This is a genomic window from Lacticaseibacillus zeae DSM 20178 = KCTC 3804, assembly GCF_000260435.1.
In the GTDB taxonomy this organism is placed as follows: domain Bacteria; phylum Bacillota; class Bacilli; order Lactobacillales; family Lactobacillaceae; genus Lacticaseibacillus; species Lacticaseibacillus zeae.
This window is the reverse complement of record NZ_BACQ01000062.1, coordinates 64,071-84,662: the sequence shown is the minus strand read 5'-3', so window position 1 is coordinate 84,662 and position 20,592 is coordinate 64,071. Positions and strand designations below refer to the sequence as shown.

Sequence of the window (20,592 nt, the reverse complement as noted above, 5' to 3'; positions counted from 1 at the left end):
TTCATGCCGTCTTTTGTTAGCTCTATCAGGTTTTAAGCAATTGATGTGTTATGAAGTTTCGAAATGCCTCTATATAACAACGTTTTGCCAGTAGCTGAAATTCTTTCACAATGTCACGTAACTCACCGAAATTCACTTTACGCAAAAAGGCCCAGTTCTTTTTGAGCTGGGCCAAATTCTTACACTGCATTAATAATGTTATTAGCGGTAGCCAAGTATGCTTACAAATACGCTGTAAGGCGTCTAAGCATTCGAACGATCTATCAATATGCGGGTGACTAAGCCGCGGTGACCTTCGAATGACATTCAGTACTCTACTCTACAAAAAGAATATCGTTATGCCTCGTTTTTTTCAACTAAAACCCGCATAAAGTATCAAGCTAACGCCGATCATCTTAAGCCATGATCACAAAGCGCTACACCTCATCATCCAAACGCGTCAACCGCTCTTCCAACTTGGCAATCTCGCGTTCGACTTTTTTCAACCGCGCCATCACCTCTTCCAAAGTGAGGCCCTCCGAACTATACCCTTTGTACCGCGCACTGATATAGTCCTCTTCTTCCAGACGGCGGGCCTCTTCTTGCAAATCGCCCAGCCGCCTGATCAGTGTGTCAAAATCCGGCTTTGCCATATGGCTTCACCTCTTTACGCCAACGCGTCCGGTGCTGACAACTGTGGCGCCTTGCCTTCTCTAGCCAAGACCCAGTTGTCGTTGTTCCACATCTCCGTCGCGCGCCGATTGCGAAAATAATCCCACAACGATTCGCGTTCGACTTCGATCACTTGGTTGTCTGGCCCGATGGTGACCCAGTTGTAGGATCCGTTCCGGTGGGCAAATTTGATCCAGTAAACCGGTGCCGAAACATGCACGCCGTTGTCTTCATAATGCCGCTCCTGCCGCTCGGTACGCATGTAGCTCAAGCCGGCCGCGTAGTCGGGATCAAGTTGATTGAACAAAGTGATCGCTTGCTGCAGAGCTTTGTCAGCATCTGGCAAGTGTCCACCGTTTTTGAAGGCACTTGAGTTGAAGCTGATCAAGTGGCCTTTTTGATCGGTGACCACGGTCAGATGTTTGTTGTTGGGCGTGATGTCATCGGTGTTTTGATACCGTTCGACCGTGACACTCGCCCTATTGCGTTTGCGGACATCGGTTTCAACCACATAAAAGTCTTGGGGAATAGGCAGTAAGTTCATGAATTCATTTTTCAAAGTTCCGACCCCTTTTCCGTTTTGTTCAGCACATCAAGCATCTGTTTAAAGGCGACCTTTTCGGCAGCACTCAATCCCGTTGTCAGCGTTGCTTCATAGTCAGTCACAATACGTCTAACCATGGGTACCAGCCGGCGACCTTTTGGCGTCAGGCTGATGACCCATGCGCGCTTGTCCTCATCGGAGCGGCGTTTGACCACAAATCCCAACGCGATCAGTTGCGCCAGTCTACGCGTGACGTTGCTGGGATTGAGGTGAATCATTTTGAAAAGGGTCTCCTGACTCATTTCGTCCACAGTGCCCAGTTTCAAAATAAAATAGTAGTTGCTGGCATTGAGCGTGGTGGGAGCCAGCGCTGCATCCAGATCATGCTGGATGGTGCGGGATAAAATGTTGACCCGTGCGATTAATTCATCCGGTTCTTTTGGCATCTTTAACCTTCTTTCCTAAAATCATGGCTGCAATTAAAAATAGCCCAGCTGCAAGCAAGAAACTGACGCATTGCGCCGTGAGTAACGCGGGTGCTCCCGCGTTAGCTGCGGTAACGTTGGGCCGGATCAGACCGAGTGTTTGGTAAAAGACCAATCCGGCAACTGCACTGCCGATGCTCATCCCCAGCTGGCGGGCTAGCGAGGTGGCGGCACCGACCTGTCCCCGCATGCTTGCATCGACGCTTTGGATCAGCACAACGCTGTTCGGATTCGTGAACAGAGCCGTCCCTAATGCAAAGACAACGGACACGATGACAAACGGCCAGAGCACTTTTTCGTTGGGCACCAGAGCAAAGGCGGCGTTCGTTACGACGAGCAGCAGCAAGCCGACCACCATGAGCCGGCGCCGATCGCAGCGATCAGTGAGGAATCCAGCAAGCGGATTGGCCACCAATGCGGTCAACGGTGTGAGCATCAACAGATACCCAGACACGGCAACCGGCACGCGCAGAATTAGTTGCAGATAAATCGGCGCAAGTAAGGTGAAAAAATACGCCGCAACATAATTCAAAAACGAAGCCGCCAGATTCCGCGAAAAGCGTTGGTTCCTGAACAGCCGCGTATCCAGCATTGCTTCTGGCGCTTGCCGCTCATGCCGCCAAAACAGGTAGGTACCACCGCCGATCAGCACCAGCAACCCAATTGTCAGTAGCGGAACATGGTTTATTTGAAGCAGCAACAACAATCCGCCAATGACAATGAGTTGCAAAAATCCCCGGTGATCAGCCTTCTTTTTCCCTGAAGCTGCCGTCACTCTCGGGAAAACGGCCCATTCAATTAACAAACAAAGCAAACCGATGGGTAAGTTCACCCAGAAAATGTAGCCCCAGGGCAACCGACTTAAGATTAAGCCGCCGAGACCCGGGCCAGCCAGTGCCCCGGCTGAAATAAAAATCGACTCGATCCCTAACGCACGCCCCAAAAGTGCAGGCGGGAAAACATCGGCAACAATCGCATAACTCGTCGCCATCGTCATACTGGCCCCGACCGCCTGCACAACCCGGGCTGCCAAAACCAGTTGAAAATGACTACCAAATCCGGCTAACCCGGAACCAATCAGGAAGAGATACGTGCCCCAAATGAACAGGCGCGATCTTCCATATTGATCAGCCAGTTGCCCGAAGAACAACAGACAAACACTGATCGTTGTGAGATAAACCGTCAACAATAAGTTCACTCGGCTCGGACTTACCGCCAAATCTTTGGCGATGGTCGGCACGGCAACGACAACAATCGTTCCGTCAATGATGACCATAAAGAAGAACAAGCCAAGGGTGATGAGAATCAGCCACTGTTTAATCACGGCCTCACCTCCTGTTGTTATTATAGAGATATTTATTTGCTTTCGCAAGCAAATTTAAAAATATAACCATATTTTTTTGCGCCACCACCATAAAAATTCCGGTTCTTAATGCAAGAAAGCCCAACGAGAACGTTGTCTCATTGAGCTTTCTTAAACTTATTTTTCCAGTCCAGCCGCAATCTTTTCCAAATTCCACTTCATCATCCCATAGTAACTGTCGCCGGTTTTGCCCGGTGCCGCAATGGAATCGGTGAAAAGCGTGGCGTAAATCGGAATCCCGGTATCCTTCGAGACAGTTTTCATTGGCTTTGGATTGACACTACTTTCAACGAACAGCGACGGCGTTTTGGTCTGCTTGAGCTTGCGAACCAGCGTCGAAATCTGTTCCGGCGTGCCTTCTTCTTCAGTGTTGATTTCCCAGATATACGCAGATGGAATCTGGTAGGCCTTGCTGAAATACTTGAAACAGCCTTCGCTGGTGACAATCAGCTTCTTTTCAGCCGGAATTTTGTCAAACTTGTTTTTAGCCGATTGGTGTAGCTTGTTCAGTTTGGCTTCATAGGTAGCCGCATTACGCTTATAAAAAGCCGCGTTTTTCGGATCGACTTTCTCAAGTTTCTTCGCAATGTTGCGGGTATAAATCATCCCATTAGCAAGACTCAGCCAGGCATGCGGATCCTGTTTCGAAGACTCGCCTTTGCCTTGCAAGTGGATGACGTCCACACCATCACTGACCGCCACTGCCTTAGCCTTTGCTTTACTGCCTTCGTTGTTCATCATTTTGGTAAACCAAGCGCCAGGCGCATTTTCGAGATTGATTCCGTTGTAAAAAATCGCATCTGCCTTCCCGGTCGCCGACACATCCGCAGGCAACGGATCATACTCATGGGGATCCTGGCCCACCGGAACGATCACATGAATCTTGGCCTTATCCTTAGCCACGTTTTTCGCAATGTCGCCAATAATCGTATCCGTGGCAACGATCGATATTTTTGACCCTGCCGGAGCCGTTTTGTCCGAACTTTTACTTTTGGAGCCGCAAGCCGTCAGCCCGATAAGTGCCGTCACAACGATCGCTGCTTGTACGAGGACTCCTTTACGGTTCTTATTTTTCATGATCTTCCTCCAATAGGTAGTTTGATTAAGTTCTGCTTTTTGGAAAATGGAAAACATACAATGAAAACACATGTACCGAGAAGCACGATGCAGGAACCGACTGCAATGTTAAACGAGTAGCCAATCACCAACCCGACGAAAGAAATCAGGCCGCCCAGTGCGCCGGAAGCAATAACCATGGTGCGTAACCGATTGGCAAAAAGATAAATCGTTGCTGCCGGGGTGATCAATAAAGCCACAATCAAAATCGTCCCAACGCTTTGCATCGACACAACCGCAACCAGCGTTAGCATCACCATCAACAGGTAATGATAGGCATTGGTGTGAATTCCCATCGCCTGCGCCATCACCGGGTCAAAGGATGTGAGTCGAAGGCGGCGAAAGAATAGTACAACTAAGGCGATGACGACGGCCGCAATCCCAATGGTCAAATACATGTCTTTGTCTTGAACGGCCAAAACGTTTCCAAATAAAATGTGAAAAAGATTGGTGGTTGTGTGAACCAGTGCGATCAGAATAACCCCGAGTGCTAAAAACGAGCTGAAAATAATGCCAATGGCGGTGTCGCTTTTGATCAGGCTGTGTTGGCGAATCAAGGTAATCAATATCGCGGCCGCAATGCCAAAAGTTGCGGCGCCAACCACTGTCGGCATGCCGACCATAAAAGAAACTGCTACGCCGGGAAGAACTGCATGGGAAATGGCATCGCCCATTAAGGACATCCCACGTAAAATCACAAAACTGCCGATCACCCCGGCAACAATGCCAACCGTGATGGATGTCAGCAGGGCATTTTGCAAAAAATGAAACTCAGCTAGATCGTGCCAAAAAGTAAGTGTCATGACTGCCCTCCCTGATTGACATGCATGGGTAATCCATACGCCTGCTCAAGATTCGTGTCCGTAAAGGTTGTCGCAACCGGACCTGCCCCGATCATGTTGACATTCATCATCACGACACTGTCAAAGTATGAGCGAACGGTTTTTAAATCGTGATGCACCATTAAAATGGTCTTCCCCTCCGCCCGCAACTTACGCAGAACGATCATGATGGCCGACTCGCTACGGTTATCAATGCCGGCAAACGGTTCATCCAAAATGATCAGGTCGGCTTCCTGAACCAGACACCTGGCAATCAAAACGCGCTGCAATTGGCCGCCCGACAGTCGACCGATTTGGCGCTTGGCAAAATCCGTCATGTCCACCATCTCAAGTGCTTGTGCAATCGCTTTGCCTTCATTTTTCCCAGTGTAGCCGAACATATTGGCGTGGGCCTGCAGACCCAGTGCCACACATTCGCGCACAGTGATAGGAAACGTTAGATCAATGTTGCTTTTTTGCTGAACGTACGCGATCTTCTGAGCCTGTTTTGCTAACGGCTGCCCGTCCATCGCCGCATTGCCTTGGTGCGGAATAAGATCCATCATGGCTTTGATTAATGTGGACTTACCCGCACCGTTCGGCCCAATAATGCCAACGATTTCACCTTCCTTCACCTCAAAACTAACATCTTCGACGACATTAAGATTCCGCTGATAACTGACGGTGATATGGTTGACTTTTAATATGGCGATCCCTCCTTAATCGTAATGATTACGTACCAAAGTTAGTCTACCCTAAGTTTATAAGTTCGTCAATACTTTATTTTGAAGATTGTTTTATAAAAATTGAGCAGCTGATGATCTCATGGATTCAAGCCGCGCGAATAAAAGCGTTCAATTCATTGGAAGATTTCCGAAAAGATTTATATGCCGATCATCATTAATTGTGAGAATTTCTTTTACCGTCAATGCCCGTCAATAGACAAGTCTTAGAGATAACATTCGTTTTCTCCAAGGCATTTTTTAGTTCCCCCAAGTTTCCTCTGCGCAGTTCGAAGCGTAGAATGACCTTGTTGGGATTTTAGGACATGCACAACGCGTTCGCCGGCGCAGGAGTCGGTGAACGCTCAGAATGGAGAACTGAAAATGAAAAAAACGACCCTCACCGTGATTGGCAGTGTCATTGCCGCTGTGATCATTATCGGCGGCGGCTTTGGCTTTTATCACTGGTATCAAGCCAAGTCCGAAGCTGATGCGGTTCAGGCCACGGCCCAAGCGTATACGCAAGCATTTGCCAAGCGTCAATATACCAAGGCCGTCAAGCAAGTGGATACCAAGCACCTTTCCGGGCCGGGCTGGGATTATACGCCTAAAACACTGGTTGCCCGAAATCAGGCCGTTTTTGATCGGGTTGGTGCCAGCAACATTAAAATCAGTAAGGTAACAACCAAGAAGCAGAACAATAAGCTTTACGAAATGACATTTGATGCCACCATGAATACCAAGGTTGGCAAACTGAACACCCAGCATTATGATGCATCGATTGTCAAAACCGGCAACAAATGGCTGATCCGCTGGGCGCCAAGACTGCTTTTTCCTTCAATGGACGGCAAGGACACGGTGCAACTTGATGTCACTGCCGCCACGCGCGGCCAGATTCTTGACCGCAACGATCAACCGCTCGCTAAGAACGGCGATGTGACGCAGGCTGGACTTGTTCCGGGCAAGCTAGGCAGCGGCGACGAGCGCACGGCCAATCTCGAGAAAATTGCCGCGGCGTGGAACGTGAAGGTTACCAGCCTCGAAACGTTACTTAAGCAGTCCTGGGTCACCGATGACACGTTTGTCCCGGTCAAAATCGTCACCGACTCACCGACATTAACCGGTGCCGCCTACCAGATAATCGGTTCCCGCACTTATCCATTAGGCGAAGCCGCCGCGCAACTGATCGGCTATGTCGGCACCGCAACCGCGGAAGATATTCGCAAAGATCCGACTCTGACTGCCAACAGTAAAATCGGCAAAACCGGTTTGGAACAGCTTTACGACAAGCAACTGCGCGGAACCGATGGCGGCACCATTTCGATTCAAAACGGCAGCAACGTTCACCCACTTTTAAGTAAAAAAGCCGTGAACGGCAAGAATCTGAAGCTGACCATCGATGCCAACCAGCAGAAAACTGCTTACGCCCAACTTGCTGGCAAATCCGGCAATGTGGTGACCATGAACCCGAAAAATGGCGAACTGCTGACGCTGGCCAGTGCGCCTAGTTATGACCCGAACGCATTCGTCAACGGGATCAGTCAGACCGATTACGATAAGTATGCCAACAATCAATCCTTGCCGTTCCTTAGCCGCTTCGCCCAGCGTTACGCTCCCGGATCAACGTTCAAGATGCTGACAGCGGCCATTGCCTTACAAAACAAGACGATTACGCCAGATACAACCAAGTCAATTTCTGGGCTCAAGTGGCAAAAGGACGGCTCTTGGGGTGACTACAAGGTGACGCGGACCGTCGATGCTTCGCCTGAGAACATGACACAGGCCTTGGTCAACTCCGACAACATCTGGTTCGCCCAAGTCGCTCTGAAAATGGGCGCTTCAGCTTACCTCAAAGGCCTCGCGCCACTTTTCAAGACGCAAGCCGACTTACCCCTAACCATGAAAAAAGCCCAGATCTCCAACTCCGGCAAGCTCTCGTCCGAAACGCTTTTAGCCGATACAGCTTACGGTCAAGGGCAACTGCTCTTGTCGCCGATCGAACAGGCAGCCATGTACAGTGCCATCGCAAACGGCGGCACCATGCAGCAGCCGACGCTAATCCAAGACACGAAAGGCAAACGCACCAGCGTCTTGCAGGCCACCGCGGCTAACACCGTCAAAACGGCCTTAACCCATGTCGTTTCCGATCCAACCGGCACGGCGCATGATCTTGCTATCGACGGCCACACTATCGCCGCCAAAACCGGCACCGCCGAACTCAAGCAAAAGCAAGACACCGAAGGCAAAGAAAATGGCTTCCTAGTTGCCATGGACGCTGATAAGAACAGCTATCTGACCGTCGCGCTGATCGAAGGTACTGGCAGCGGCGAAGTTGTGACTGCCATGAAGCCATATGTTGCCAGTCTGTATTAATTGAACGTCTGTCTCGCACATTTAAAAATCGCGCCGATTTCTCCACTAGTGATGAGAGATCGACGCGGTTTTTTTCGTTCCATGATTTGCCCTTAATAAATTATTTATGCTCGTTCAATGCCGCCTTAACATCAACCCCCAGCGGAATCGACGGGAACGCCCCCAACTTTTGAACTGTAAACGTCGTTCAATGCCGCCTTAACATCAACCCCCAGCGGAATCGACGGGAACGCCCCCAACTTTTGAACTGTAAACGAACTGGCCATACTGGCATAGGTGGCGGCTTCGACAATATTTTTGAGATCTGGCTGCAATACGCTAGCCAAGGCGCCGATAAACGTGTCGCCGGCTGCGGTGGTGTCAACGGCCTTCACCTTAAAGGCTGGGACAATGGTTGCTTGACCATCCAGTGAAATGAACGCACCCTTCGAGCCCAACGTGATGATCACGCCGCGAATACCCAGTTCGTGATAATACGCCGCCGAGGCCCGCATGCTGGCTTCATCTGTGACCGGGATACCCGTGATCAATTCACTTTCGGTTTCATTCGGTGTGATGAGATCCACATTTTTCAGCAGTGTTAGCGGTAAGTCTTTTTGCGCTGGTGCCGGATTTAAAATGGTCACCATTCCGGCCGCTTTGGCGATCTTGAAAGCTTCTGCAGTTGCATCCACCGGAGTCTCCAACTCGGCTACTACAAAATCAGCGGTTTGAATCAAGGCTGCCGCTTGTTGCACATCGGTTGGCGTCAGATCGAAATTAGCCCCATGCTGAATGATAATGGAATTCTGTCCGGACGACTGCAGCAAAATATACGCTTGTCCGGTTTGCTCGCCGCTAGTTGTGGTTACGTATTGCGTGTCGATTTTATTTTTAACCAATTCACCACGCATAAAGGCCGCATTGGCATCGTCGCCGACCCGACCGATGAAGCTGGTTTTGGCGCCAGATCGCGCCGCCGCCACTGCCTGGTTAGCCCCTTTACCGCCGGCTGCCTGCGAAAAGGCGTCCATCTCCATGGTTTCGCCAGGCTTGGGCAGCCGCTGAATGTGCAAAATAGAATCGACATTGATACTGCCGATAACAACAACATGATTAGGCATCGTTTTTCTTCCTCCAATATCCAATAAGTAAAAAGGACCGTGCACCGGCCCTTTTTTCGACTGCTAGCTCACGATAGCTTCAAGCGTAACATGACGCTTACTTATTCGCATCTTCTGTCGTGACAAGTGAGAGCGGTGATTCGATGTTCTTCTTCACTGTCTTGCCATTGAAGTGGTCATAAGCGGCTTGTAACGCCAACCGACCCATTTCTTCCGGTTTCTGGGCAACTGTTGCCGCCATGTCACCGGCTTTAACCGCCTTAATGCCATCCGCTTCGCCATCAAAGCCGACAATCGTGATCTTCTTGCCAGCGGCCTTGACTGCCTGCACAGCCCCTAATGCCATTTCATCATTTTGCGAGAAAATACCGACGATATCACCATTACCTTGCAAAATATTTTCTGTTACGGTCAGACCCTTGGCACGATCAAAACCGGCTGTTTGCTTGGAAACAATATCAAGCTGACCTTTTGCCGCAGCATCAAACCCTTTACCACGTTCACGGGTTGCTGAGGCTCCCGGAATCCCTTGTAATTCAGCAATCTTGGCGTTTTTGCCTAGCTTGTCAATCAAATACTTCGCTGCCATCTGCCCGCCTTTGACTGAGTTAGAAGCGACCAGTGTTAAAACCTTACCGCCATCACTGGACCGGTCAACGGTGATCACCGGAATACCAGCATCGTTGGCATCTTTAACAGCTGGCGTAATCGCACTTGAGTCGACCGGATTAATAATCAGAACATCAACTTTCTTTTGGATCATGTCTTCAACGTTGTTATTCTGCTTGGCGGTATCGTTTTGAGCATCAGAAATCTGCACATTGGTTTTATTCTTTTTAGCCAGATCCTGAATGCCATTTTGGACAGAAACAAAGAATGGATTAGACAGCGTTGACAGAGACACACCGACTTTCAAATCCTTCGGTGCCTTTTTGGTTACCTTGCTGCCACTATCAGAACTGGAGCCAAGACCGGTGTTGCCGCATGCCGTTAATGTGAAAATAGCTGCGGCAGCCACAACTGCTACCATTAAAAAGCGCTTGAACGAGTGTTTCATTTTCTTTTTTCCTCCTAAATTTGGCTTTTCCCCAAGGACTTTGTATCCACATTTGTTACCCATTGTTAGAAGAACGCCGATCCAGCAGTACCGCAATCAGGATCACGATCCCTTTGACAATCTGCTGATAAAAACTAGAGATACCCAGCAGGTTCATCCCATTATTCAACGTACCGATGATCAACGCACCAATCAGCGTGCCAAAAATCCGACCTTTCCCTCCGGCTAGCGAGGTGCCGCCAAGTACGACCGCCGCAATAGCATCCATTTCATAAGTCGTGCCAGCATCGGGTTGTGCCGAGCTCAGCCGCGATGTGAGAATGATCCCGGCGATTGCAGCCATTAAGCCAGAAATCGTATAGATAAGCATGGTGACCACTTTTGTCCGCACGCCGGCAATCCGCGCGGCTGTTTCGTTACCGCCCAGTGCATAGGTTTTTCGGCCAAAAGCGGTTTTGTGCAACAGTACGAACAAAATGCCATAGACCACAATCATGATAATGATCGGGAACGGAATACCGAACAAGTACCCGCGACCCATGAACTGAAACAGAAAGCTATTGTTCATTTTGGCGCCGGTGATCGGGTTCCCATTTGTAAAGACATACGTGGCACCGCGGAAAATCGTCATGGTTGCCAAGGTGGCAATAAACGGTGCGGCTTTACCGTATGCGATGAGAACACCATTGAATAAGCCGAAAATTGCGCCAAGGATCAATCCGACTGCCAGTGCTAACGGTGCAGCAAAGCCACTGGTCAACATGGATGCCGTAACGGCACCTGACAATGCCAGGATCGAGCCAACCGACAAGTCAATGCCGCCAGTCAGAATCACGAAGGTCATCCCAAAGGCAATGACAGCATTAATCGACACCTGCCGCAGTAAATTCAAAAGGTTTGCCGGTGACACAAAGGTCGGGCTCATGATGGTAACAAGAATCACTAGCACGACTAATGCCAGCAGCGGCCCTAAGCGACTAAAAATCTTTTTAACGTCTAATTTGCCAGCAGCTTTGGTTTTAGATTGCGCCTGCATGTTCTTCCACTCCTCCTGTTGCCAGAGTCATAATCGACTCTTGCGTTGCCGTTTCGCCATCCAAAATACCGGTGATGCGTCCCTCATAGACCACTGCAATCCGATCACTCATCCCCAAAATCTCCGGTAAATCGCTGGAGATCATGACGATGGCGACATGCCGATCAGTCAGCTCATTCATCAAGTCGTAAATTTCACGTTTGGCTCCGACATCCACGCCGCGAGTCGGTTCATCGAGGATCAGGACTTTGGATCCGGAACCGATCCATTTTGCCAAAACCACTTTTTGCTGATTCCCGCCACTCAGACTGCCGGCAGTGACTTCAGGACCCATTGCTTTGACTGTAAGCCTTTTCATTAACATCCGAACAAAATCATCGGTGGCTTTTTCATCCACCAAGCCATGCTTAACGAAGCCGTCAATCGAAGGCAACACAATATTGTCGTGTAGTGAATCGTCCAGAATGAGTCCTTCATCCTTTCGATTCTCCGTCAAGAAGCCGAGATTGTGGCGAATGGCATCTTGCGGATCGCGAATTTTGACCGGTTGCCCATCCAACAGAATCTCCCCGGATTGATACTTATCGATCCCGAAAATTGCGCGCATAATCTCGGTTCGCCCCGCGCCCATCAAACCAGAGAACCCAAGAATCTCGCCTTGCCGCACACTGAAACTCACATCACTGAATACGCCTTTTTCTGTCAGGTGTTTGACTTCCATTGCCACTGGGCCAAAGTTGGGCGTACGATCTGGATAAAAGTCGTCAATCTCGCGGCCCACCATGTCTTTTACCAGCTGCTTCATGGTCACTTCCTTGGTCGCATATTCTGTGATGGACAGCCCGTCTCGCATGACCGTCACCTTATCGGCAATCTCGAAAATTTCTTCCATGCGGTGGGAAATGTAAATGAATCCCACCCCATCAGCTTTGAGTCGCCGCACGACACTGAAGAGTTGGTCTATTTCTGCTTCGGTCAATGCGGCTGTCGGCTCATCCATGATGATAATCTTGGCATCGGTCATAAGCGATTTGGCTATTTCTACCATTTGCTGGCGCCCAACACTTAAGTTGCCAATCGGCTGATCGACATCGAATTTAGCACCAAGTTGACTTAGATAATGAACCGCCTGATCATGCATCGCTTTGCTATCCATCAAGCCAAACTTGTTGCGCAGCTCTTTGTTTAAAAACATGTTGTCGACCACTGACATCTCCAGAAAATTGTTCATTTCCTGATGAATAAAGCTGATGCCATGCTGTTCGGCTTCCATCGGTCCGGAGTAGGTTGTGGGTTGCCCATCCACGAGAATTTCGCCGCTGTTCGCCGGATAAAGTCCCGTCAAAATGTTCATTAACGTCGACTTTCCGGCACCGTTTTCGCCCATCAGCGCATGGACCTCACCGGACTCGACAGTAAAATTCACCCCTTTCAAAACCTGATTGGCACCAAAGCTCTTGGTGATCTTCTTCATTTCGATCTTCATTGCGCTTTCCCCCAAGTGCTGAATGTGTGGTGATATGAAAAAACTTCAAACTTTTGAAAATGCGTTCACTGGCGCAGGAGTCTGCGTGTAAGGTCCTCGGTCGTAATGGCCAAAGCCCGACCATCACGCCCAAGGCCGCGTTCCTAACCGCGCCAGTTCACGCTCTTTAAAAAATGACGCCACTTTCTAACAAGATATTCGAATAAGGCGTCATTTCCCCTGTGCGAACGAAAGCTTTTGTCTTACTGAGATCTTTTTTCATCTGCTCATGTGGCATGAAAACAATCGGAACCTGAATACGTTCTTGAATTTGTGCCAGTTGGGTTGGATTTTGTTCTTTGATTTCTTCAGCTAGGTACACTTTTTGAATCTGTAATTCTGTTAGGACATTCTCCAAAACAGCAATGAAACTTGGTAGATTTTTACTAACGGCGAGGTCGATTTTCCAGACATTTTCTGGCACGGGCATACCGGCATCGCCAATGCCGAGCAGGTCAAAATGCCCCATGTCCGCGATAACCTGTGACAGTTCTGTGTTAATGACAGGTCCTTTTTTCAAGATAAACGCCTCCTAAAAGTTTATGAACGCAAGCTGGTGCGGTTACACTGGCCGCGTCGAACCACGCTTAACCAACTTCACCGGCAGCTCAACCGCATTGCGCGTATTGTGCTCGCCACTCATCTGCGCCACCAGCAGTTCAACGGCTTGCTGGCCCAGTTGGTCAACCGGTTGCGCCAGGGTGGTTAAACCCGGGGTCATGAACCGAGCTTGCGTGACATCATCGAATCCGACAACCGCGTAATCTTCCGGAATTCGCTTGTGTTGCTCGTACAAGCCGCGGTAAACGCCGCTGGCAACATCATCATTAATCGCGATAATCGCCGTGGCATCTGTCTTAACAATTTGTGCGACTGCCTGCCGTCCGCCTTCCGGATCGAAGCTGTTACGGAAAACCAATGCTGGATCAAAAGTAACGCCATGGGTCGCAAAGGCTTGCTGATACCCGGCAAGGCGATCCTGCAAGTTGATGGTCAGCCGTTGTGGCAACACAAGCGCAATTCGCCGATGCCCCAGCTGCAGTAAATGATCCGCGACCAAAAAGCCAGCGTGCTTCTCGTCAATCCGAATGCTATCGCCAGTCATCAACGTGGTGGCCTGATCCGTAAACACCATTGGCAGACTAAGTTGATGACCCACTTTTTGAACAATTTCCTGTGAAGCCTCTGGTGCGGCCAAAATCAATCCCCGCTGCGTCCCGCCAAGAAACTGGCGAATAAAATAGTCAACATTTTCATGAAAGCCGTTGATGGAAAAGATCTGCGGGAACAAACCACGTGGGATCGCCGCCTTTTCAACACTGACCACAAAGCTGGCGAAGAAGGGGTTCATCATGTCCGGGATTACCACGCCGATTGAGTTGCCGCGTTTGCCGACTAAACCCCGCGCAAACAAATCCGGTTCATAGCCTAATGCTTCCTTAGCTGCCAGCACCCGTTTTCGTGACGCTTCGCTGAACCGCGCACCTTTGCCATTCAAAATTTGCGAAACAGTTGTCACCGACAATCCGGTTTCTTTGGCGACATCAGTAATTGAGACCTTTTTCTTCATAACATCCACGACCCTGCCTGCATCTTTAGGTAAAACGTTTTACTTAACTTTGCGAATCAAGCTTAACGCGATTATGGAAGCGCTGTCAATTAAAAGAATTCGATTTTCATGAAACAAAATAGGAGAATGTGAGCATGGTTAACTTTATTGACGTGTTCTTCTGCTACACCTAAAAGTTAAAAGTGTACCTATGTTGTTAGCGATGCAAAATAGCTAGTTTAATCATCTTAATTAACCCAGTGTCTTGTTAGCAAAACCAAACTGTTACATAACAGGCAACGTCCAAAGTTCGTGATTTTTAAGTCATGTGTGTGAAACTTTTTTCCTATACCAAAAAATTTTGACTCCATAAAAAGATGAACCATCACCCTTAGCTTTCTGGATGACGGTTCATCGTTGATATTAAAAATTACCTAGTCTCACTCATGCGCACTTTATCGCTTAACTTCGCCCAGTGATTGGTCGGTCCGTGGCCATGACCGACAAAAATACCTTGGCTGATGGCGCCTTGAAGGAAGCCTTTAGCCGTTACGATGGCACTTTTTAATGGCTGGCCCTTGGCTAATTCCGCGGCAATGCATGCCGAGAACGTGTCGCCGGTGCCGTGGGTATTGGCCGTGGCAATTCGTGGCGCGCTCAGCCAAAAACTGCTGCCATCCTCAAGTAAAATATAGTCGGCTGCCTGGTCATCTTCGCTGCGATGGCCACCTTTGATGATGACATTTTTGACGCCGAGCTGCTGAATGGTCTGCGCCGCTGCGATCGTGTCGGCATTTGTTTTAATCGGACGGCCCACGATGATCTCAGCTTCCGGCAAGTTAGGCGTCACCACATCAGCCAGCGGCAGTAACTTGCTTTTGATCGTTGCAACGGCCTCCGGTTCAAGCAGCGTCGCCCCGCCCTTGGCGACCATGACGGGATCGACGATTAGTGGTCCGAAGTCGACTTGCTGCAGATTGCGGACCACCGCCTCCACGTGTTCACTATCAGCCAACATCCCGGTTTTGGCGGCTTTAATAGCAAAATCCGCATCTAGTGACTGAAACTGCGCATCAATAAAGTAAGTGGGAATCGGCAAGCTAGCCTGAACGCCGTACGTGTTTTGCGCCGTGAGTGCCACCACAATGTTCATCCCAAAAACATGGCGAGCCTGAAACGTCTTCAGATCGGCCTGCATGCCGGCACCGCCGCCGGAATCCGACCCGGCAATGGTCACGACTTGAGGGGTGCGATTGACGCTACTCATGTCACAACACCTCTTTCAATTTCTCGTTGATTGCGCGAACTTTCTGGGCTGTGTCCGGTGCCTGCATAATTTCACTGACAATCGCCACGCCGGCAATGCCTGTATTTTTGAAAGTGTCGAGGTTGCTTTCTTTAATACCGCCAATCGCCACGACCGGAATCGGCACGGTTTCTGTGATGGTCTTAAGGGTCTCGATGCTAAGTACCGGCGAGTCCGGCTTGGTTGGCGTTGGGAAAATCGCCCCGACACCGAGATAGTCCGCGCCTGCCGCTGCAGCAGCCGTGGCCGTGGCCAGGGTTTTGGTCGAAACCCCCAGAATTTTATCCGGTCCGATCAGCTTGCGCGTCACTGCCACCGGCAATTCGTCATCGCCAATGTGTACCCCTGCTGCATCAACCGCCAAGGCAATGTCCACGCGATCATCAATCATCAGCGGAATGTGATAGTGGTCAGTGATCGTCTTAACTTTCTCGGCCAACGCGTAATAATCACGGGTTTTCAACTGTTTTTCCCGCAGCTGTACCATGGTGACGCCATTTTCACACGCCGCGGTAATCTTGGCTAAAAACGCTGCCTGCGACTCGTCATAGCGGTGTGTCACTAAATAAAGTTTCAGGTCTTCTGGTTTCATAGAGCTTCTCCTTTCACCATTTGCACCCAATCTGCTTGATCAGCCAACAACGACAATTGATCTAACGTCTTCTCCCGGAACGAAGCAATGCCGCCTGCCGTGTTTTGGGCTGCGGCCACCTCAGCGCAGCAGTTGAAATAGCTCACGGTTAAAACGACCGCCTCATCGTTCGACAGGCCGATACCCAGCAAGGCTGCCGTCAACGCACCGACAATATCGCCGGTACCGGTAAACCGATCCAGTTGCGGCACCCCATTTTCCAAGCGCCATTGACCTTTCGCACTGACGACTAAATCCGTCTCTCCCGTTGCCAAAAATGTCGTGTTCGGGAATCGCTCGGTCAGTTCCTGCAAGGCCTTCGTTAATTCGGCAAGCGCCGTCGCACTTTGATCCAGCTGACTACCATCGACGCCACGGCCGGTACTTTTCAACCCAGCAAACCGGCGCACTTCGGAAATGTTGCCTTTGACCACATTCGGGTGATTTTGCAGTAACTGCTGGCCGATGTCGTAACGTAATTGCGTTGCCGCCACCCCGACAAGATCCACCACAAAAGGCTTATGCGTTTCTGCGGCATAACGTCCTGCCGCCAACAGACTATCTTTGCGTTCAGGGGAAATGTGGCCTAAATTCAGCAATAGCGCATCGATTTGGGTGAAAAGTTCCGGAAACTCTTCCGGAAGATCAGCCATCACCGGCTTAGCATCGATATACAACAGCGCGTTGGCCATCGATTCGATCGTCACGGGATTGGTGATGCAGTCTACCAGCGGCGACGACTTCAAGGGAAAAGTGGTTTTAAATGCATCTGCGAAAACTTCGGTAATTGATTGTGTCATGAATTCTGCTCCTCCTGTTTTGTTTTGACAGTAACGCGTTCGCCGGCGCAGAAGCCTGCGTGTAAGGACTTTGATCGCAATGGCCAAACCCGGGCCATCACACCCAAGGCCACTTACACTCCGGCTTCTAAACGCGCCGGTTCACGCTCAACCATAACGCGTTCGCTGGCGCAGAAGTCTGCGTATAAGGACCTTGGGCGCAATGGCCAAACCCGGGCCATCACGCCCAAGGCCACTTATACTCCGACTTCTAAACGCGCCAGCTCACGCTCAAAATATCTTTTGCAATCGGCGCGTGATGCCGTTGTGATCTAACTCATATAAAACAAATAATGCAATGAGCGAGCCGGAAATGGATCCGCCGAAGAACCGCGGCGTGTAGACAAACCAGTAAAGGGACTGACTGCTGCCGGTGAACCAAACCATCACCGGATACGACAGCAGCGAACCGATCAATCCGGTGCCCAAAATCTCACCGGCAGCGGCCCACCAATTTTGGCGACCGAAGCGGTAACCGATGCCGGCTAAGAATGCCCCGAAAACCGCCCCGGTTAAGGCGAGTGGCGGAATACCCAGCAGTGTCATCCGTAAAATGGCGCAGGCAAAGGCCATCACCGTGGCGTATAGCGGTCCCATCACAACGGCAGCGACTACGTTGACCACGCTTGACATCGGTGCCATCCCTTCAATCCGAAATAACGGCGACAACACAACATCCAATGCAATCATCATGGCTAACATGGCCAGCCGTTTAACGCGGTTTTGCCCCATCGGCGATCCTCCCTTTCGGCCATGCTTCCAAGCGATAGGCCATCTCCCAAAAACTGTATTCCATCTGTGAGCTGATTTTAAAAGCGGCAATCATCTGTTGCTGTTCGGTTGGTGTACTGTGCTCGTAAAGCCGATCAACCAATGCGACTGCTGCCTGCTGGTCGTCAGCATTTTCATCGCCGCTATAGGTTTCGATCCAGCGTTGGTAAATCGGCACCGGTGACTGGCGCTGCGCCAAATATTGTCCGACTTCCTGATAAAGCCACGGGCACGGCAGCATCCCCGCAATCGCAACATGCGGCGTTCCTTCAACCAACTGGCGGTACATGTGCGAAACGTAATGGTAGGCTGTTGGCGCAATCGCCGTGGCGGCCACTTCTTCATCAGTAATTGCCAATGTTTCAAAAAAATCCTGCCGCACTGCCAATTCACCTGCTGCCAAACCAGCCGCAGATTGCTCAGCATAGGCTTTTAACTCAGGTTCTTGAGCCTGCTCCGCAATTAATTCGTACAAATGGCTAAAGTGTTTCAAATAATACGCATCCTGAATCAGGTAGAATCGGAAAATCGTCGGATCAAGCGTTCCATCCTGTAACTCAGTCAGAAACGGATGCGACAGACTCCCTTCCCAATAAGGCACGACCTGTTGCCGTGCAAGTTCTGAAAATTTCATTTTTTATCCTCTCGTTAATCAATGTTTTCGTCAGCATCGCGGGATTTTCGCCTCGTGGCATGCCAACAGCTATCGAACCAAGACATTCAACAGCAGAAACAGTGCCGCTGCCGCCACCAAGCCGCGGCGTGAACTAATGATCGCGCGGCGCACATTTCGTTTGGCGCCTTCGGTATAACCATGGGCGTACATGGCTTTGACATACTGGTCTTGCCACGACATGGCGACAAAAATCACTTTGACGTAAATCATGGGCGACCACGGATGCAACTTTTGCCCGCGCAATAGACTGGCTTCGCGAATCGCCGCGACCTCATGCATGATTTGCGGCAAGGCGTGGATGACAACCAGCAGACCGTAGACAAAATTAGGCGATAGCTTGTGTTGTTCCAGCCACAGGAGCAATGCCTCGAGATCGACGCCGATCAGAAACACCAAGCCCAGCGCGGTGAAAGCATAAGTTCGCACAAACAGTAACAACGCGTAGGACGTATCCGTACCATGTAAGGTAATCGCCCAGTATGTGCTCGCCGCGGGTATCAGCGGAAGCAACGCTAAAACAACTAGGCTTTTAAATGCGCGTCGCCACAGCAGAAAGCCAGTAGCTAAGCCTATCAACGCCAAGTCAAGTTTCACCGAATGACTAAACGATATTTCAAGCGTCAAAAGCAGTATCAGCAAACTCAGATTCAGCGCATTCGTCTTTTTTGGCAACATCGTCTCACTCCCCAAGCACCGCCAAGTGTTGATCGGCCAGTTGAACATGCTGTTGACTCACGCCTGCCAACGGAGCAAGCCGATGGGTCACAATCAAAAAGGCTTCCTCAGCTGCTTTTTCCTTAATCCATGCGGTAAAAAATGCACACGCGCGCTCGTCCAATCCGCTGAACGGCTCGTCCAGCAGTAAAAAGGACCGATCCAGGCTCAACATGGCAATCAGTTGAATCATTTTCTTTTGCCCGTCGCTCAAGTGATACAGGCTGCCGGATTGCTTCTCCGTCAATCCCAGATAGTCGAGGGCCGCTTGTTGGCGTTCGCGAACTTCGGCTGTGAGCGGAGCACCGAACTTTAATTCATCCGCCGGCGTCAGCGTTACAAATTGCTTCGTGGCATCTTGCACCGCCAGTGTCATCGTCTGAAACAATCGCTGTCTGTGCCGCAAGCGCCGTTCACCCAGAAACATGCGGCCTTGGTAAGGATGCAGCTGCACCATGGCGCGCAACAACGTCGATTTCCCGCTACCATTAGCGCCAGTCAGGGTCGTGATGCCGGTATTGAAATGCCAGTCAGCTGCACGGATCAACACCCGGCAATTCTGTGAACAAACCACCTGATCAAGGTGAAGCAAGGGGGTCGTGACCGCATCGGTTTGTGTTAAATGAAAATGAGTCGGAATCGTGGTAAGTGTCGTTAACGGCAAGCGGGTCAGCTGTCCCTTTTCCAAGGACACAAGCTCATCGGCAACGCCGGCATAATCGCTTAAGTCATGATCGGCAATGACAATGGTCTTCCCCGCATCGCGTAACTTACCCAGCTTGGTGATGAGTTGCTGCCGACTAGCCGGATCAATGCTGGCAAACGGCTCATCTAGCAACAAAACCGGCGCATCCATCGCCAGCAAAACCGTCAACGCCGCGCGCTGCTTTTCACCACCGGAAAGTGTCTGTAAGTCCCGATCCAAAAAAGTATCGTTTTCGCCCAGTGCGACCGACTGCCGGATTTGTTTCGCCATCACATCAGCCGGCAAGTCGAGATTTTCCAAAGCAAAATTAAGTTCACCGCGTAAGGTTCGCATGGTAAATTGCTGATCGGGATTCTGAAACAACATCCCCACTCTGCTCGCTTTCGTTTGCATAGACGCGTTGTGATTATCCTGTCCATCCACCAAAATCGTACCTTCATAAGTCAGTGGCGCAAATCCGGCAATCAAGCTGAGCAAGGTCGACTTCCCACTGCCACTGTCGCCGGTTAGCACAGTCATCGCGCCCGTCGCAAATTCGAAATCGAGGCCGTCAAACAATGGGCCATCCCGCTGAAATCGCAATTTTCTTAGTTCAATTCCCATC

Annotated in this window: 21 protein-coding genes; 1 reads left to right on the top strand and 20 read right to left on the bottom strand. The window is 50.2% G+C overall.

Annotated features, from left to right (window positions below; all coding sequences use genetic code 11):
- Positions 1–416: 416 nt before the first annotated feature.
- The 7 genes from GSO_RS12785 to GSO_RS12755 form a co-directional block, all read right to left on the bottom strand.
- Positions 417–632, bottom strand: a complete 216-nt coding sequence (locus tag GSO_RS12785; protein WP_010492819.1) for a hypothetical protein — start codon at positions 630–632, stop codon at positions 417–419.
- Positions 633–646: 14 nt separating this feature from the next.
- Entirely contained in the window at positions 647–1,210 is a 564-nt protein-coding gene (locus GSO_RS12780) for a hypothetical protein (RefSeq protein WP_010492818.1), read from the bottom strand.
- The gene (locus tag GSO_RS12775; RefSeq protein WP_010492816.1) at positions 1,207–1,641 is read right to left on the bottom strand and encodes a MarR family winged helix-turn-helix transcriptional regulator; all 435 of its coding nucleotides are present in this window, start codon (positions 1,639–1,641) and stop codon (positions 1,207–1,209) included. The genes GSO_RS12780 and GSO_RS12775 overlap by 4 nt, the downstream gene beginning before the upstream one ends.
- Positions 1,622–3,004: an MFS transporter gene (locus tag GSO_RS12770; protein WP_010492814.1), complete on the bottom strand. Its 1,383-nt coding sequence runs from the start codon at positions 3,002–3,004 to the stop codon at positions 1,622–1,624. Before GSO_RS12770 ends, GSO_RS12775 begins: the two co-directional genes overlap by 20 nt.
- A 156-nt stretch (positions 3,005–3,160) precedes the next feature.
- Positions 3,161–4,120: a metal ABC transporter substrate-binding protein gene (locus GSO_RS12765; protein ID WP_010492812.1), complete on the bottom strand. Its 960-nt coding sequence runs from the start codon at positions 4,118–4,120 to the stop codon at positions 3,161–3,163.
- Entirely contained in the window at positions 4,117–4,962 is an 846-nt protein-coding gene (locus tag GSO_RS12760; RefSeq protein ID WP_010492810.1) for a metal ABC transporter permease, read from the bottom strand. The genes GSO_RS12765 and GSO_RS12760 overlap by 4 nt, the downstream gene beginning before the upstream one ends.
- Entirely contained in the window at positions 4,959–5,687 is a 729-nt protein-coding gene (locus GSO_RS12755; RefSeq protein WP_029345608.1) for a metal ABC transporter ATP-binding protein, read from the bottom strand. The genes GSO_RS12760 and GSO_RS12755 overlap by 4 nt, the downstream gene beginning before the upstream one ends.
- A gap of 399 nt (positions 5,688–6,086) precedes the next feature.
- On the opposite strand from GSO_RS12755, the gene pbp4 reads away from it, so the two are divergent.
- Entirely contained in the window at positions 6,087–8,075 is a 1,989-nt protein-coding gene (pbp4, locus tag GSO_RS12750) for a penicillin-binding protein PBP4(5) (protein ID WP_010492806.1), read from the top strand.
- Positions 8,076–8,206: 131 nt separating this feature from the next.
- Here pbp4 and rbsK read toward each other — a convergent pair whose 3' ends face one another.
- The 13 genes from rbsK to GSO_RS12685 all read right to left on the bottom strand — a co-directional run bounded on the left by rbsK (position 8,207) and on the right by GSO_RS12685 (position 20,591).
- The gene (rbsK, locus tag GSO_RS12745) at positions 8,207–9,178 is read right to left on the bottom strand and encodes a ribokinase (protein ID WP_010492804.1); all 972 of its coding nucleotides are present in this window, start codon (positions 9,176–9,178) and stop codon (positions 8,207–8,209) included.
- 97 nt (positions 9,179–9,275) lie between these two features.
- Positions 9,276–10,235, bottom strand: a complete 960-nt coding sequence (locus tag GSO_RS12740; RefSeq protein WP_010492802.1) for a D-ribose ABC transporter substrate-binding protein — start codon at positions 10,233–10,235, stop codon at positions 9,276–9,278.
- 55 nt (positions 10,236–10,290) lie between these two features.
- On the bottom strand, positions 10,291–11,271 hold the full coding sequence (locus tag GSO_RS12735; protein ID WP_010492800.1) for an ABC transporter permease subunit: 981 nt from the start codon (positions 11,269–11,271) through the stop codon (positions 10,291–10,293).
- Complete coding sequence (locus tag GSO_RS12730) at positions 11,255–12,757, bottom strand: sugar ABC transporter ATP-binding protein (RefSeq protein WP_010492798.1); 1,503 nt, start codon at positions 12,755–12,757, stop codon at positions 11,255–11,257. The genes GSO_RS12735 and GSO_RS12730 overlap by 17 nt, the downstream gene beginning before the upstream one ends.
- A gap of 166 nt (positions 12,758–12,923) precedes the next feature.
- Positions 12,924–13,316: a D-ribose pyranase gene (gene rbsD / locus GSO_RS12725; protein WP_010492797.1), complete on the bottom strand. Its 393-nt coding sequence runs from the start codon at positions 13,314–13,316 to the stop codon at positions 12,924–12,926.
- 42 nt (positions 13,317–13,358) lie between these two features.
- Positions 13,359–14,366 carry a ribose utilization transcriptional repressor RbsR gene (gene rbsR, locus GSO_RS12720; RefSeq protein ID WP_029345607.1) on the bottom strand — a complete coding sequence of 336 codons (1,008 nt, stop codon included), beginning with the start codon at positions 14,364–14,366 and terminating at the stop codon, positions 13,359–13,361.
- 409 nt (positions 14,367–14,775) lie between these two features.
- Positions 14,776–15,612 carry a bifunctional hydroxymethylpyrimidine kinase/phosphomethylpyrimidine kinase gene (gene thiD, locus GSO_RS12715; RefSeq protein WP_010492795.1) on the bottom strand — a complete coding sequence of 279 codons (837 nt, stop codon included), beginning with the start codon at positions 15,610–15,612 and terminating at the stop codon, positions 14,776–14,778.
- A 1-nt stretch (position 15,613) separates the two neighbouring features.
- Complete coding sequence (thiE, locus tag GSO_RS12710) at positions 15,614–16,243, bottom strand: thiamine phosphate synthase (RefSeq protein WP_010492794.1); 630 nt, start codon at positions 16,241–16,243, stop codon at positions 15,614–15,616.
- The gene (thiM, locus tag GSO_RS12705; RefSeq protein WP_010492793.1) at positions 16,240–17,082 is read right to left on the bottom strand and encodes a hydroxyethylthiazole kinase; all 843 of its coding nucleotides are present in this window, start codon (positions 17,080–17,082) and stop codon (positions 16,240–16,242) included. Before thiM ends, thiE begins: the two co-directional genes overlap by 4 nt.
- Before the next feature lie 270 nt (positions 17,083–17,352).
- Positions 17,353–17,853, bottom strand: a complete 501-nt coding sequence (gene thiW, locus GSO_RS12700) for an energy coupling factor transporter S component ThiW (RefSeq protein ID WP_010492792.1) — start codon at positions 17,851–17,853, stop codon at positions 17,353–17,355.
- Positions 17,834–18,526 carry a thiaminase II gene (gene tenA, locus GSO_RS12695; protein ID WP_010492791.1) on the bottom strand — a complete coding sequence of 231 codons (693 nt, stop codon included), beginning with the start codon at positions 18,524–18,526 and terminating at the stop codon, positions 17,834–17,836. Before tenA ends, thiW begins: the two co-directional genes overlap by 20 nt.
- A gap of 69 nt (positions 18,527–18,595) precedes the next feature.
- Positions 18,596–19,243 carry an energy-coupling factor transporter transmembrane component T gene (locus GSO_RS12690; protein WP_010492790.1) on the bottom strand — a complete coding sequence of 216 codons (648 nt, stop codon included), beginning with the start codon at positions 19,241–19,243 and terminating at the stop codon, positions 18,596–18,598.
- 4 nt (positions 19,244–19,247) lie between these two features.
- Complete coding sequence (locus tag GSO_RS12685; RefSeq protein WP_010492789.1) at positions 19,248–20,591, bottom strand: ABC transporter ATP-binding protein; 1,344 nt, start codon at positions 20,589–20,591, stop codon at positions 19,248–19,250.
- Position 20,592: the final 1 nt, after the last annotated feature.

Excerpts from the sequence above, each read along its gene's own strand:
- GSO_RS12785 (WP_010492819.1), bottom strand. The coding sequence starts at position 632 with ATGGCAAAGCCGGATTTTGACACACTGATCAGGCGGCTGGGCGATTTG.
- GSO_RS12775 (WP_010492816.1), bottom strand. The coding sequence starts at position 1,641 with ATGCCAAAAGAACCGGATGAATTAATCGCACGGGTCAACATTTTATCC.
- GSO_RS12765 (WP_010492812.1), bottom strand. The coding sequence starts at position 4,120 with ATGAAAAATAAGAACCGTAAAGGAGTCCTCGTACAAGCAGCGATCGTT.
- GSO_RS12760 (WP_010492810.1), bottom strand. The coding sequence starts at position 4,962 with ATGACACTTACTTTTTGGCACGATCTAGCTGAGTTTCATTTTTTGCAA.
- pbp4 (WP_010492806.1), top strand. The coding sequence starts at position 6,087 with ATGAAAAAAACGACCCTCACCGTGATTGGCAGTGTCATTGCCGCTGTG.
- rbsK (WP_010492804.1), bottom strand. The coding sequence starts at position 9,178 with ATGCCTAATCATGTTGTTGTTATCGGCAGTATCAATGTCGATTCTATT.
- GSO_RS12740 (WP_010492802.1), bottom strand. The coding sequence starts at position 10,235 with ATGAAACACTCGTTCAAGCGCTTTTTAATGGTAGCAGTTGTGGCTGCC.
- GSO_RS12735 (WP_010492800.1), bottom strand. The coding sequence starts at position 11,271 with ATGCAGGCGCAATCTAAAACCAAAGCTGCTGGCAAATTAGACGTTAAA.
- GSO_RS12730 (WP_010492798.1), bottom strand. The coding sequence starts at position 12,757 with ATGAAGATCGAAATGAAGAAGATCACCAAGAGCTTTGGTGCCAATCAG.
- rbsR (WP_029345607.1), bottom strand. The coding sequence starts at position 14,366 with ATGAAGAAAAAGGTCTCAATTACTGATGTCGCCAAAGAAACCGGATTG.
- thiD (WP_010492795.1), bottom strand. The coding sequence starts at position 15,612 with ATGAGTAGCGTCAATCGCACCCCTCAAGTCGTGACCATTGCCGGGTCG.
- thiE (WP_010492794.1), bottom strand. The coding sequence starts at position 16,243 with ATGAAACCAGAAGACCTGAAACTTTATTTAGTGACACACCGCTATGAC.
- thiM (WP_010492793.1), bottom strand. The coding sequence starts at position 17,082 with ATGACACAATCAATTACCGAAGTTTTCGCAGATGCATTTAAAACCACT.
- thiW (WP_010492792.1), bottom strand. The coding sequence starts at position 17,853 with ATGGGGCAAAACCGCGTTAAACGGCTGGCCATGTTAGCCATGATGATT.
- tenA (WP_010492791.1), bottom strand. The coding sequence starts at position 18,526 with ATGAAATTTTCAGAACTTGCACGGCAACAGGTCGTGCCTTATTGGGAA.
- GSO_RS12690 (WP_010492790.1), bottom strand. The coding sequence starts at position 19,243 with ATGTTGCCAAAAAAGACGAATGCGCTGAATCTGAGTTTGCTGATACTG.
- GSO_RS12685 (WP_010492789.1), bottom strand. The coding sequence starts at position 20,591 with ATGGGAATTGAACTAAGAAAATTGCGATTTCAGCGGGATGGCCCATTG.